Source organism: Curtobacterium sp. MWU13-2055 (assembly GCF_023242305.1).
Taxonomy (GTDB): domain Bacteria; phylum Actinomycetota; class Actinomycetes; order Actinomycetales; family Microbacteriaceae; genus Curtobacterium.
In genome coordinates, this window is sequence record NZ_JALLIO010000001.1 from 136387 (window position 1) to 149407 (window position 13021).

9 protein-coding genes and 1 tRNA gene are annotated in these 13021 nt (G+C 73.5%); 4 read left to right on the forward strand and 6 right to left on the reverse strand.

Translation table 11 applies throughout. The features are described from left to right. Positions 1-76: 76 nt before the first annotated feature. Complete coding sequence (locus M4960_RS19535) at positions 77-2005, reverse strand: YgcG family protein (protein ID WP_301952667.1); 1929 nt, start codon at positions 2003-2005, stop codon at positions 77-79. Positions 2006-2308: 303 nt separating this feature from the next. Here M4960_RS19535 and M4960_RS00625 point away from each other — a divergent pair, with 303 nt between their 5' ends. Both M4960_RS00625 and M4960_RS19540 read left to right on the forward strand, forming a co-directional pair. Continuing rightward, complete coding sequence (locus tag M4960_RS00625) at positions 2309-2512, forward strand: hypothetical protein (RefSeq protein WP_071255966.1); 204 nt, start codon at positions 2309-2311, stop codon at positions 2510-2512. A gap of 46 nt (positions 2513-2558) precedes the next feature. Further along, on the forward strand, positions 2559-3143 hold the full coding sequence (locus tag M4960_RS19540; RefSeq protein ID WP_248703231.1) for a 4'-phosphopantetheinyl transferase superfamily protein: 585 nt from the start codon (positions 2559-2561) through the stop codon (positions 3141-3143). On the opposite strand, the gene map is transcribed toward M4960_RS19540, so the two are convergent. Beyond that, the gene (gene map, locus M4960_RS00635) at positions 3127-3894 is read right to left on the reverse strand and encodes a type I methionyl aminopeptidase (RefSeq protein WP_173168660.1); all 768 of its coding nucleotides are present in this window, start codon (positions 3892-3894) and stop codon (positions 3127-3129) included. The two genes, M4960_RS19540 and map, sit on opposite strands and share 17 nt — an antisense overlap. A 32-nt stretch (positions 3895-3926) precedes the next feature. Here map and M4960_RS00640 point away from each other — a divergent pair, with 32 nt between their 5' ends. Next, a complete protein-coding gene (locus M4960_RS00640; RefSeq protein ID WP_027465796.1) occupies positions 3927-4196 on the forward strand; it encodes a helix-turn-helix domain-containing protein in 270 nt (89 codons plus the stop codon). Here M4960_RS00640 and M4960_RS00645 read toward each other — a convergent pair. From M4960_RS00645 to M4960_RS00660, 4 genes are all read right to left on the reverse strand, one after another. After that, on the reverse strand, positions 4193-5521 hold the full coding sequence (locus M4960_RS00645) for a M1 family metallopeptidase (protein WP_248703232.1): 1329 nt from the start codon (positions 5519-5521) through the stop codon (positions 4193-4195). The two genes, M4960_RS00640 and M4960_RS00645, sit on opposite strands and share 4 nt — an antisense overlap. 26 nt (positions 5522-5547) lie before the next feature. After that, positions 5548-9432 (reverse strand): Pls/PosA family non-ribosomal peptide synthetase, encoded by a 3885-nt coding sequence (locus M4960_RS00650; protein ID WP_248703233.1) that lies wholly within the window; start codon positions 9430-9432, stop codon positions 5548-5550. A gap of 252 nt (positions 9433-9684) precedes the next feature. Next, positions 9685-9756 (reverse strand) — tRNA-Arg (locus M4960_RS00655). Positions 9757-10585: 829 nt separating this feature from the next. Beyond that, on the reverse strand, positions 10586-11167 hold the full coding sequence (locus M4960_RS00660; RefSeq protein WP_248703234.1) for a hypothetical protein: 582 nt from the start codon (positions 11165-11167) through the stop codon (positions 10586-10588). A gap of 59 nt (positions 11168-11226) precedes the next feature. Between M4960_RS00660 and argS the strand changes: the two genes are divergently transcribed. Then, the gene (argS, locus tag M4960_RS00665; RefSeq protein WP_248703235.1) at positions 11227-12897 is read left to right on the forward strand and encodes an arginine--tRNA ligase; all 1671 of its coding nucleotides are present in this window, start codon (positions 11227-11229) and stop codon (positions 12895-12897) included. The last annotated feature ends 124 nt before the right edge of the window (positions 12898-13021 follow it).

The following is a 13021-nucleotide window of genomic DNA, read 5'->3' on the forward strand; positions in this document are numbered from 1 at the left end:
AGGTCTGACGTGGTGTGTCTGGTCTGTCGGGTACTGGTCTGTCGGGTGTGTGGTCTGGTCGTCGGGTGGGTCGGGGTCAGAAGCGGCCGCCGCCGGAGAACCCGCCTCCGCCGCCGCCTCCGCCACCGCCGAAACCGCCCCCGCCGCCGAAGCCGCCGCCCCCGCCGCCGAAGCCGCCGCCTCCGCCGCCCCCGAAGGAGCCGCCGCCGAAGCTGCCACCGCGACCGCCGAGCAGGCCGCCGAGCACGATGCCGGTGACGAGGCCGCCGAGCTGGGCGCCGTTGCCGCCGCCACCACCGAAGCCGCCGCCACCGCCGCCCCAGCCGCCCATGTCGTCGTTCGCCGAGTCCATCGCCGCGGCGGCGTACTGCTCGGCCGCCCGTGCTGCCTGCAGTGCCTGTCCGGGGTCGGTGGTGGCGAGCTGCACGGCGTCGTCGAGGGCGCGTTCGGCCTCGGACAGGCGGGTGCGAGCGGTCGGTCCGATGCCGCCACGGTGCAGCGAGATGTACTCGCGCGCCTGGCTGATCCGGTTCCGGGCGTCGCGCAGGGCGTCGTCGAGGGCGCGGGACGCCCGGCGCTGCTGCTCTTCGGCACCCCGGGCGGCCGCGATGGCCTGGTCGATCTCGGTGTTCGCCTTCGTGAGGGCGTCGACCGCGGTGATCGGGTCCTTCGGGTCGAACCCCTGCCGCAGCACGGTCTGCGCCCGGGTCACGGCCGCGGCGAGGTCGGGCCCGCCCACGGTGAGGGTCCGGGCCGCGGCGACGTCGCCCTCGATGTCGATGCGCATCGCCTCGGCGCGTGCGGTGGCCTCGGTGAAGGTGCCCTCGGCCGCGACCGCGCTGTTCGTGAGTTGCTGCACCTGGGCCAGGGCGTGCTGGGCGTCGCGCACGGCGACCACCGCTTCGCCCTTGTCGCCGGCCGCGATCGCCGCGGTGGCCGCGTTCGAGCGCTCGGTGGCGTAGGCGAGCACCTGATGTGCCTGGTCGACGTTGTCGGCGACGGTCGCGAGGGTACGGCCGGTGTAGTTGGCTCGCACGCGGTCGAGCGCGGCTGCTGCAGCGCCGACCGACGCCGGTGCTTCCGCGACGGCCTGGGCCAGTGCGGCGGCTGCTTCCTCGACGCCGTCCTCGAGCGACCGGAGCTTGTCGAACGACTCGGTCTGTTCCTCGATCGAGGCGTGCGCCTGCTGGCAGATCGCGATGATCTGGTTCGCCCAGTCCGCACGCTGCTGGGGGGAGTCCGGGATCTCGTCGTCGAGCTGCTGCCGGAACGTGAAGGCCTTGCGCACGGCCTGCTGCGCAGCGGCGACGGCGTCGGCGAAGGGCTTCGCGGCGTCGGGACCGAACTGGGCCGTGGCGAACCCGACCTCTTGCTCGGCGGTGCGGAGCTCGTCGTCGATCGTCACGAGCGCGCCGCCGGCGGTGCGCTCGAGGTCGGCGAGGGACTCCTGCTGTGCCTGGGTGGCCGCGGCGGTCTTCCGCTTGTTGCGGGTGCGGATGACGAGCACGACGACGATCAGGCCGACGACGATGACGAGCAACAGGATCCAGAGCCAGGTCAGGTTCGGCGGCGCCTGGGTGTCCGTCAGGCCGTTCGCGAACGCCACGGCCGCGCCGGACCAGTCGCCCTGCTTCAGCGCGGGGAGCAGCGAGTCGTTCACGGCGCTCTGCACGTCGGACTCGGAGATGGCGGTCTCGTTCGTCTGCTGCACGTCGTAGTTGCGGTCGTCGACGGCGACCGACAGCAGGATGCCGTCGGTGTCGATCTGGTTCTGCTCCATGACCGCGGAGCCCCACGCGGTGTGGTCCGTCGGATCGGTGAACGTGGGCACGAACACGACGTACAGCTGCGTCTGGGTCTCGGCGTACAGGTCCTGCACCGCCTGTTCGACCTGCGCCTGCTGCGAGGAGCTGAGGGCGTCGGCTTCGTCGAGGACGTACGCCCCACCCAGGTCGACGGGTGCCGTGGCCTGCGCGGTCGCCGCCGGAGCCAGGACGATCAGCATCGCCACGGCCGCTGCCGTGACGCGACCCCAGAGCCGCGCTGTCCCCCGTTCCGTCCTCGACCCGCCTGTGCCCGATCCGCGCTGGACCGTTCGCATCCGTCCTCCGTCCGTCACCGGTCGGCGCCGTCGACGCCGTCCCGAACGGCACCCTGAGAGCGCCGTCGCCCGGAGTCTATCCACGGCGCGCGGGGCGACGGACGGACTCTCGGCGAACACTGTGGACAAGCCGATCCATGGGTGTCTTGTCCCCCGGACCGGGGTAGGCTGACGCCACTGTTCGACGACGAACGGAAGGGAACAGCAATGGAGCGAACCACGAGTACCGAGGTCGTCCCGCTCGAGGACGGCTACCACCGCGTCTCGACGCCGGCGACCGGCGTGATCGGCTTCGTGCGCGAGCACGACGGCCGCTACGAAGTGCTGCGCGGACGCGTCCGCCAGGCGACCCGATCCGAGGGTCTCTACAGCACGATGAACGTCGCACTGATCGCACTCACGCACGCGTAGCGACCACGGCCCTGGGCCGGCCATCCGCGCACCGTAGGCTGCGTGCGTGGGTGAGTCGAGCCTCCAGGCCGTCGTGGTGACGCTGTGCGCGACGGGTCCGGACCGCGCGGCCGACCGGGAGGCCCTGGTCGCCGCCGTCGCGTCGGCTGCGGCAGTCGAGACGTCCGCCGTGCGCGCGGGGCGCGTCTGCCCACACTGTGCCGGGACCGACCACGGTCGTCCCTGGGCCACGGTGTGCGGCACCGCGTTCGGCGTCAGTCTGTCGCGCACGACCGGCGTGCTCGCGCTCGCGGTCGCGCCGGGCACGATCGGCGTCGACCTCGAGCGGGTGTCCCGCGTCGGCGCAGCGCCCCTCGACGTCTTCACGCCCGGCGAACGCGAGCGCTCGGCCGGTGGTGCCGGCTTGCTCGCGGCCTGCTGGGCGGCGAAGGAGGCCGTGCTGAAGCGCGACGGTCGGGGCCTGCGCGTCGATCCACTGTCGGTCGACGTGGACCTCGCTGCCGGCGCCGCGCGGTTCGAGGGGCGAGACCACCCGGTGTCGGTCCACCGTCCGGCACCCGACCTGGTGCTCGTCGTCGCGGCCGGCGGGCTGCCCGTCGTGGTCGAGGGGACGCTCAGCGGGGGAGTGTGAGCACCTCGACGCCGTCCTCGGTGATCGCGATGGTGTGCTCGGTGTGGGCCGTCCGGGCTCCCGTGGCACTGCGGAGCGTCCAGCCGTCGGCATCGGTGACGAGCACGTCGGTGTCCGCCATCACCCACGGCTCGAGCGCGAGCAGGAGGCCGGGCCGGAGCGTGTAGCCGCGGCCCGCGCGGCCCGTGTTCGACACGTGCGGGTCCTGGTGCATGGTCGAGCCGATGCCGTGGCCGCCGAACTCGACGTTGACCGGGTAGCCCGCACCCTCGAGCACGGTCCCGATGGCGTGCGACAGGTCGCCGATGCGGGCGCCGGGGCCGGCGGCGGCGATCCCGGCGGCCAGGGCGCGCTCGGTCGCGTCGATGAGGGCGAGGTCCTCGTCGCGCGGGGTGCCGACGACGAAGCTCACGGCGGCGTCGGCGGCGATGCCGTCCAGCGACACCGCCAGGTCGAGGGTGAGCAGGTCGCCGTCCGCCAGGACCCGGTCGTGCGGCAGCCCGTGCAGCACGGCGTCGTTCACGGCGGTGCAGATGTGGTGTCCGAACGGGCCGCGACCGAACGAGGGTGCGTAGTCGACGTAGCAGGAGTCCGCGCCGGCGGCCTCGATCATCTGCTTCGCCCACCGGTCGATCTCGAGCAGGTTGGTGCCCACGCGGGTGCGTTCGCGCAGGGTCTGCAGGATGGTGCCGACGAGGGCTCCGGTGGCACGGGCCTTCTCGACCTCGGCGGGCGTCAGGATCTCGATCACGCGAATGATCATACCGGTATTACTATGTGGGGATGGTCCGTCTCCCGCTCCGCCCCGACGAGGTCGCGCGCGGCCGCCGTCTCGGTGCCCTGCTCCGCCGCGCACGTGGCCCACGGTCGATCGTCGACACCGCCCTCGCCGCCGGGATCTCGCCCGAGACCCTCCGCAAGATCGAGACCGGGCGGATCGCGACCCCGGCGTTCTCGACCATCGCGTCCGTCGCCGGCGTGGTCGGGCTGTCGCTCGACGCGGTCTGGTCCGAGGTCAGCTGCGACCCGGCCGACGGCGAGCTGGCTGGCTAGTCGACGCGCGGCGCGGGCAGCGCCGGTACCGACGCCTCGTCGATCCAGGGCCCGGTCACCGCCCGGACGTCCGCGACGGAACGGTCGGCGGCGTCGGCGAACGCACTGAGCACGTCGGGCACCGTCACCGAACCGTGCCGGTGCCGTTCGGTGATGCTGCGCAGTCCGGCGGTGAACGCGTCGTCGCCGAACGTGCGGCGGACGGCGTGCAGGGCGAGGGCCCCGCGCTTGTAGACCCGGTCGTCGAACATGTCCTTCGCGCCGGGGTCACCGACGACGAGGTCCTCGGGCTGGTCGAGGAGCCCCTGCCGGTACTGCGCCGCGAGCGTGTCGGCGGTGTCGCCGCCGTGGTGCTCGGACCACAACCACTCGGCGTAGCAGGCGAACCCCTCGTGCAGCCAGATGTCCTGCCACCGGGTGACCGTCACCGAGTTGCCGAACCACTGGTGCGCGAGCTCGTGCGCGATGAGCCGGTCGGTGCCGTGCTCGCCGTCGACGTGGTTCCGGCCGAACACCGCCAGCCCGTGGGCCTCGAGGGGGATCTCGAGCTCGTCGTCGGTGACCACGACGCCGTACGCCGCGAACGGGTACGGGCCGAAGCGGTCCGAGAACAGCGCGAGCATCTCCGGTACCTGCCCGAAGTCGGTCTTCGCGGCGGCAGCCAGGTCGGCGGGGTGGTGCAGGGTCACGGGGACGACGGCGCCGCGGAGCCTCGTCGTGCGGTACCGCCCGATCTGCACCGTCGCCAGGTACGTCGCCATCGGCTCGGTGGTGGCGTAGGTCCAGCGGGTGCCGATGCGGTCGCGTTCCTTGCCGAGCAGTTCACCGTTCGCCAGGACGTCGTACGCGGCCTCGGCGGCGATCTCGAACCGGTAGGTCGCCTTGTCGTCCGGTCGGTCGTTGCAGGGGAACCACGAGGGCGCCCCCGTCGGCTGGGCCGCGACGATGACGCCGTCGGTGAGTTCCTCCCACCCGACCTGGCCCCAGGCGCTGCGGACGGGGCGCGGGTTGCCGCGGTACCGCAGGTGCACGGTGAACGTGGTGTCGGCCGCGATCGGCGACGCCGGGGTCACGGTGACCTTGTGCACCGCCTTCGACACCTTCTTCGCGCGGGTGCCGTCGACGTCGGCGCGCTCGACGCTCAGGCCGTGTAGGTCGATGACGATCCGGTCGAGGGGTTCGTGGGCTCGGGCGGTGATCGTCGCCGTGCCGTCGAGACGGTTCGTGGCCACGCGGTAGTCGAGGCGGAGGTCGTAGTGCTCGGCGCTCCAGCGTCGGTCGCCGCTGTGCGGGGTGTACGGGTCGGCAGCGGGGGTGTTCGGCACGGTCCCAGTCAACCCCATGGCGCCGGTCAGTCCACCACGGTGGCCGGTTCGGCTGTCCACGGAGCGATGGGGTTGCCGGACCAGCGAGACCCGGTGGGCACCTGCTCGCCGCGCATCACGAGCGAGGCCGGACCCACCGTGGCGCCCGTGCCGATGCCGGCTGCGGGCAGGACGACGCTGTGCGGCCCGAGGGTCGCGCCGGCGTCGAGGCGCACGGTGTCGAGCTGCATCACCCGGTCGTGGAACAGGTGGGTCTGCACGACGGTCCCGCGCGCCACCGAGGCGCCGGCCCCGATGGTGACGAGGTCGGCCTCGGGCAGCCAGTAGGTCTCGAGCCAGGTGCCGCGGCCGATCGTCGCGCCGAGGCTCCGCAGCCACGCCGCCAGGGCCGGGGTGCCGGTGGCCTGCTCGGCGAACCAGGGCCGGGCGACCGTCTCGACGAAGGTGTCCTGCACCTCGTTGCGCCACACGAACGACGACCACAGCGGGTGCTCCCGGGCGATGATCCGGCCGACGAACGCCCACTTCGCGATCGTCGACACCACCGCGGCGACGGCCCCGGCGACGATGAGCACCGGTCCGGCGAGCAGCACCGTCCACCCGACGCCGACCGCCGACCACAGGGCGAGCAGGGTGCCCGCCACCCCGAGGGCGATCGCGGCGGACACCATCGGGGCCACGAGCCGCAGCAGCTCCCAGCAGCCGCGGGCGACCTTGAGCCGGACGGGCGGGCGGAAGGTGCGCTCCTCGTCGAACTGCGTCGCCGCACGGCGCAGCCGCACCGGGGGCGAGCCGAGCCACGACGACCCGCGCTTGGCCTTCTTCGGCACGGCGGACAGCACCGCCACCAGCGCCTCGCGGGGGACCGAGCGTCCGGCGCCCGTCATCCCGCTGTTGCCGAGGAACGCCCGCCGACCGACCTTCGACCGGCCGATCCGCACCCGGCCACCACCGAGCTCGTACGTGGCGACCATGGTGTCGTCGGCCAGGAAGGCACCGGACGCGATCTGCGTCAGCGCGGGGATGAGCAGGACCGTCGAGATCTCCGTGTTCCGGCCGACCTTCGCCCCGAGCAGCCGCAACCACACGGGCGTCACGAGCGAGGCGTACAGCGGGAACAGCAGCGTCCGCGCCGCGTCCAGCACCCGCTCCGTCGACCACGCCTGCCAGCCGATCCGCGAACGCACGGGGTGACGCCCCTCGTGCAGCCCGATGCCGAGCAACCGCACCGACCCCACCACGAGCAGCGCGTACACGGCCCCGGCGACGACGGTCACGAGCGGCACGGTCGCGAGGGCGCGCAGCAGCGCGTCGCCGAGCGTCGACGCGCGCCCGACCAGGGCGACGGCGACCAGCAGCCCGACCGCGACACCGATCACCGGCAACCCGGCCACGGCCACGGAGCCGGCCCCGTACGCCAGCAGCCAGCGTCGACGCGACGGGGGACGGGCCTCCCGGCCGTGCCTGGCCGACCCGACGCGTTCAGCGGGCGAACCCGCCCAGCGCTGACCGGCGGGCACCCGGCCGGCGACGGCGGAGCCGGCCTCGACCTCGGCACCCGCGCCCACGTGCGCACCGGGCAGCAGCGTGGTGCGGCTGTGCACGACGGCGTCGTCGTCGACACGGACCCGGCCGAGCCGGAACACGTCACCGTCCACCCAGTGCCCCGCGAGGTCCACCTCGGGCTCGATCGACGCACGCTTGCCGATCGTGAGCATCCCGGTGACCGGCGGGAGCGTGTGCAGGTCGACGTCCGTGCCGATCCGCGCCCCGAGCGCACGGGCGTAGTAGCTGATCCACGGCGCCCCGGCGGTCGAGGGACCGTCGACCGCCTCGGCGATCCGCTCCGCCAGCCAGACCCGCAGGTGCACCGAGCCACCCCGGGGGTGGTCGCCCGGCCGGACCCCGACGAGCAGCAGCCGAGCCAGCACGACCGTGAGTGCCATCTTGCCGATCGGCGTCACGAACACCAGCAGCGCGACCACGAGCGCCGGCCAGGGGAGCACCGGCAGGAACGGCAGCGTCGTCGCGTGCAGCACCGCCGCGACCAGCGCCGTCCACGTCAGGACCCGCAACCCGCGCAGCACCTGCACCGGCAAGCCCAGCAGCGTCATCGCGAGGCCCGTCGTCGGCGGGACCGGCGTCACGTCGCGTGATGCGGCCGCCACCGGACCGGACTCGTCCAACGCGGCCGCCAGCGCGCCGATGCGCGGGTGGTCGTAGACGTCGGCGACGGTCGTCGTCGGGAACCGCTCCCGGATCGCGGACACCAGCTGCGCCGCCGTCAGCGACCCGCCACCGTGCGCGAAGAAGTCGTCGTCGACGCTCGACACCGGCACCCCGAGGATCGCCGCCCAACGCTCCGCGATCCACGCCACCGTGTCCGGCAGCATCGCGGCGTCCGTCGCCCCGGGCAACGGCCACGGCAGCGCGGCACGGTCGACCTTGCCCGACGTCCGCGTCGGCAACGAGTCCACCACGGCGACGAGCGGGACGAGCGCCGCGGGCAGCTCCTGCCGCAACCGGGCGTTCGCAGCCGCGACGTCCACCGTGGCACCCGCCACCGGCGCCACGTACCCCACCAGCACCTGGTTGCCCGCCGGCGTCCGCTGCACCACGGCCGCACCACCGGCCACGTCGTCGAGCGCCTGCAGCGCCGCGTCGATCTCCCCGAGCTCGATGCGCCGACCACCGAGCTTCACCTGGTCGTCCGCACGCCCCTGGAACACGAGCCCCTCGGGGTCGTAGCGCACCAGGTCACCACTCCGGTACGCCCGCTCCCACCCGAGCTCCGGGAACGGCGCGTACTTCTCCGCGTCCTTCGCCGGGTCCAGGTACCGCCCCAACCCGACACCACCGATCACGAGCTCACCGACCCCGCCCGGCTCCACCCGCTGCCCGGCACCGTCCACGACCGCCAGGTCCCACCCGTCCAGCGGCAGCCCGATCCGGATCGGCTGGCTCCCGTCGAGCAGCGACCCGCACGCCACCACCGTCGCCTCCGTCGGACCGTACGTGTTCCACACCTCACGGTCCCGGCTCGCGATGCGCGCCGCCAGCTCCGGCGGGCACGCCTCACCACCGAAGATGACCAGCCGCACCTGCTCCAACGCATCGTCCGGCCACAGCGCCGCGAGCGTCGGCACCGTCGACACCACCGTGATCGTGTGCGCGATCAACCACGGCCCGAGGTCCACCCCCGTCCGCACCAACGACCGCGGCGCCGGCACCAACGCGGCACCGTGCCCCCACGCCAGCCACATCTCCTCGCACGAAGCATCGAACGCGACACTCAGCCCCGCGAGCACCCGGTCACCGGGTCCGATCGGCGCCGCCTGCAGGAACATCCGCGCCTCGGCGTCCACGAACGCCGCCGCAGAACGGTGCGTCACGGCCACGCCCTTCGGCACCCCGGTCGACCCCGAGGTGAAGATGATCCACGCGTCGTCGTCCAGGTGGGGGAGTTCGGCGCTCGCCGTGGGATCGGTCACGGGCAGCTCGCCGCCGTCGCGGTCGCGCAGGACGCCGCCGGCCCCGATCACGCCGACGACTCCGGCCTCACCGAACACGAGGGTCGCGCGTTCCTCGGGGTCGTCGGCGTCGACGGGCACGTACGCGGCTCCGGCGGCGAGGACCGCGAGGATCGACAAGTACAGGTCACGCCCGCCGGAGGGGATCCGCACCCCGACCCGGTCGCCCCGGCGGACGCCGCGACGGGCGAGGTCGTCGGCCTGCGCGCGCACCAGGTCGAGCAGGGCGGCGTAGTCGACGGTGCCGGCGGGGTCCTCGAGCGCGGTGGCGGTCGGGTGGGTGGCCGCGGTCGCCGCGAGGACGTCGAACAGGGTCCGTGGTGCGGGGGCGTGCCCGCCGCGGGCGAGTTCGAGCTGCGCGTCCCCGGTGCCGGTGGTCATCGGTTCCCTCTTCCCGGTCGCGTGCAGGACGACCGGCCCGTGATCCTAGGGGACCGAGGTGTCGCGCTCGGAAACACGGGGTAGCGCGGTGCGCGCGGGCGCTTCGTGAGCAGAAACTGTCGAGTCGCTTCCCCCGACCCGACCATTCCTGCTCATCATCCGCGCGAACGCCGACATCCGCCATGAGACTGGCGACGGACCGGAGAAGTCTCAACGGGGGAAGGTCGCCGCAGCTTGGCCGGCAATTTCCAGTGCCCCCAGGAGGATTCGAACCTCCGCCCCTGCCTCCGGAGGGCAGTGCTCTATCCCCTGAGCTATGGGGGCCAAGGGGTGGAATAACCGTAGCAGGTCCGGCGCGGGCTCCTGGACAGCGCGTGTCGCGCACGAGGCGCGGCCGCAGGGCGGACGGGAGGCACGGTGCGGGCCCGCCACGGGCCTCCCGTCCGCACCGTGCGTGCGTTTCGGGCCCGTGCGAGGTTGCGCGCTCCGTGCGGCGCTGCAAGCGCGCACCAGGCGCGCAACCTCGCACCGGGCGGCGGGCCCGGCGCCGTGCGTGGTCACCGCTGGACGGGAGGCGCGGTGCGGGGCCGCCACGGGCCTCCCGTCCGCACCGTGCGCGCGTCGCGGGCCCGTGCGGGCTTGCGCGCTCCGTGCGGCGCTGCAAGCGCGCACCAAGCGTGCAACCTCGCACCACGCGGCGGGCCCGGCACTGTGCGTGGTGGCCGTCGGACGGGAGGCACGGTGCGGGGCCGCCACGGGCCTCCCGTCCGCACCGTGCGTGCAACCTCGCACCGGGCGGCGGACCCGGCACCGTGCGCGGTCGCCGCTGGACGGGAGGCGCGGTGCGGGCCCGCCTCGGGCCTCCCGTCTGCACGGTGCGTGCGTCGCGGGCCGGTGCGAGGTTCCGTGTTCCGTGCGGCGCTGCAAGCGCGCACCAGGCGTGCAACCTCGCACCGGGCGGCGGACCCGGCGCCGTGCGTGGTCGCCGCTGGACGGGAGGCGCGGTGCCGGCCCGCCACGGGCCTCCCGTCCGCACGGTGCGTCCGTTTCGGGCCCGTGCGGCGTTGCGCGCTCCGTGCGGCGCTGCAAGCGCGCACCAGGCGTGCAACCTCGCACCGGATGGCGGACCCCGCACCGTGCCGGCGCGGGTGCGTCAGCCCGCGGGCGTCGCCGACGCCGACGCCGACGCCGACGGCTGCAGCGCTGCGCGCACCGCGTCGACGACGGGCTGTGCGCCGCCGGGCTCCGTGAACAGCGTCGACTGCGTGGTGATCCAGTACGGGTCGGCGAAGGCGTCCGCGCGGCCGATGCCGTCGTTCAGCGCGAAGTAGCCCTCGACGCGGTAGGTGGGGACCGATCCGCCCCGGTCGTACAGGGCGTCCTTCAGGTTCGTGAGCGACTTCTCAGGCAGGTCGGCGACGGCCAGGGTGATCGTCTCGGTGTCGTCGTCGGTGGCGACGAACTGGCAGACGCGGCCCCGCTGCTTCGCGATCGTGGCGGCGGGGGAGCCCTTCGCCGGCGTGAAGGAGTCGTCGAGCGCGAAGGTCGTCCCGTACACGGACAGGGCCTCGGTCGGCAGGAGCTCGGCGCAGGTCTGCGACACCGTCTTGCCGACCGGGGTCGGGCTGGGCGTCGGGTCGCTGTCCCCGCCGCCCGAGCAGGCCGACAGGGCGAGTGCTGCTGCGGCGGTGACGACGGCGACGGAGCACGCCCGGGCACGGCTTCGGGTGGTCATCCCGACATGATGGCCCATCGTCCGGCGTGCACCTGGGTGTCCCGGTAGACTCGTCCGCCGTGACTCCTGCCGAACTCTCCGCCGCGTACCTGTCGATCCTGACCGGGATCGTCGAGCGACGAGGCGCGTCCGAGACCGTGACGATCGGGGACTCCCACGTGGTGCTCGAGCGTCCGAAGAACCGTGCGCACGGCGACTGGGCCTCGAACGCCGCCATGCAGCTCGCGAAGCGCATCGGCACGAACCCGCGCGAGCTCGCCACGGAGATCGCCGGCGAGCTGACCGAGCTCGACGGCGTGGCCTCGGTCGACGTCGCCGGCCCGGGGTTCATCAACATCACGCTCGAGGCCGCAGCAGCCGGTGAGATCGCCCGCACGATCGTCGAGGGCGGTGACGCCTTCGGGCACGGCGACCTGTACGACGGCGTCCGGATCAACCTGGAGTTCGTCTCGGCGAACCCGACCGGCCCGATCCACATGGGCGGCGTGCGCTGGGCGGCGGTCGGCGACAGCCTGGCCCGCGTGTTCCAGGCGCAGGGCGGCCTCGTCACCCGCGAGTACTACTTCAACGACCACGGCGCGCAGATCGACCGCTTCGCCCGCTCGCTCGTCGCGTCGGCGCTCGGTGAGCCCACGCCGGAGGACGGCTACGGCGGTGCGTACATCGCCGAGATCGCGGCCCGCGTCATCGCGACACTCGACCCCTCGGTCGACGTGAAGGACCTGCCGCGCGACGAGGCGCAGGAACTCTTCCGGCGCGAGGGCGTCGACTTCATGTTCGCGGACATCAAGTCGTCGCTGCACGACTTCGGCGTGGACTTCGACGTCTACTTCCACGAGAACGCCCTGCACGAGTCGAAGGCCGTCGAGCGCGCCATCGCCCGGCTGCGTTCGGCGGGCGTGATGTACGAGGCCGAGGGCGCCGAGTGGCTCCGCACGACCGACTTCGGCGACGACCGCGACCGCGTGGTCATCAAGTCCGACGGCGAGCCCGCGTACATCGCCGGCGACCTGGCGTACTACCTCGACAAGCGCGAGCGCGGCTTCGAGCGCAACCTGATCATGCTCGGCGCGGACCACCACGGCTACGTCGGCCGGATGATGGCGATGTGCGCCGCGTTCGGCGACGAGCCGGGCACGAACCTCGAGATCCTGATCGGGCAGATGGTCAACCTGCTCAAGGACGGCGAGCCCATGCGCATGTCCAAGCGCGCCGGCACGATCGTCACGATGGAGGACCTCGTCGACGCGGTGGGCGTCGACGCCGGCCGGTACTCGCTCGTCCGGTTCGCCAGCGACACCGCGATCGACATCGACCTCGACCTGCTCGTCAAGCGCACCAACGACAACCCGGTCTTCTACGTGCAGTACGCCCACGCACGCACCCAGTCGGTGGCCCGCAACGCCGAGGCCGCCGGGGTCGACCGCTCCGTGTTCGACGCCTCGCTGTTGACGCACGACTCCGAGGGTGCGCTGCTCGGCGCCCTCGCCGAGTACCCGCGCGTGGTGCGCCACGCCGCAGAGCTCCGCGAGCCGCACCGCATCGCCCGGTACATCGAGCAGCTCGCGGGCCTGTACCACCGCTGGTACGACGCCTGCCGCGTGACCCCGCTCGGCGACGAGCCGGTCACCGACCTGCACCGCACGCGCCTGTGGCTGAACGACGCCACCGGCCAGGTCGTCCGCAACGGCCTCGGCCTGCTCGGCGTGAGCGCTCCGTCCCGGATGTAGCGGAGCGGCGCCCCCCCGGAACCAGGTTCCGGACACAGCACCGCGGAATCCCGCGGTGCTGTGTCCGTTCCACGGTGTGGAAGAAACCCATCGCCCCGCCGCGCCCGCCCACCGGACGCACCCC

Excerpts from the sequence above, each read along its gene's own strand:
- M4960_RS00625 (WP_071255966.1), top strand. The coding sequence starts at position 2,309 with ATGGAGCGAACCACGAGTACCGAGGTCGTCCCGCTCGAGGACGGCTAC.
- M4960_RS00650 (WP_248703233.1), bottom strand. The coding sequence starts at position 9,432 with ATGACCACCGGCACCGGGGACGCGCAGCTCGAACTCGCCCGCGGCGGG.
- M4960_RS00660 (WP_248703234.1), bottom strand. The coding sequence starts at position 11,167 with ATGACCACCCGAAGCCGTGCCCGGGCGTGCTCCGTCGCCGTCGTCACC.
- M4960_RS00640 (WP_027465796.1), top strand. The coding sequence starts at position 3,927 with ATGGTCCGTCTCCCGCTCCGCCCCGACGAGGTCGCGCGCGGCCGCCGT.
- M4960_RS19535 (WP_301952667.1), bottom strand. The coding sequence starts at position 2,005 with ATGCTGATCGTCCTGGCTCCGGCGGCGACCGCGCAGGCCACGGCACCC.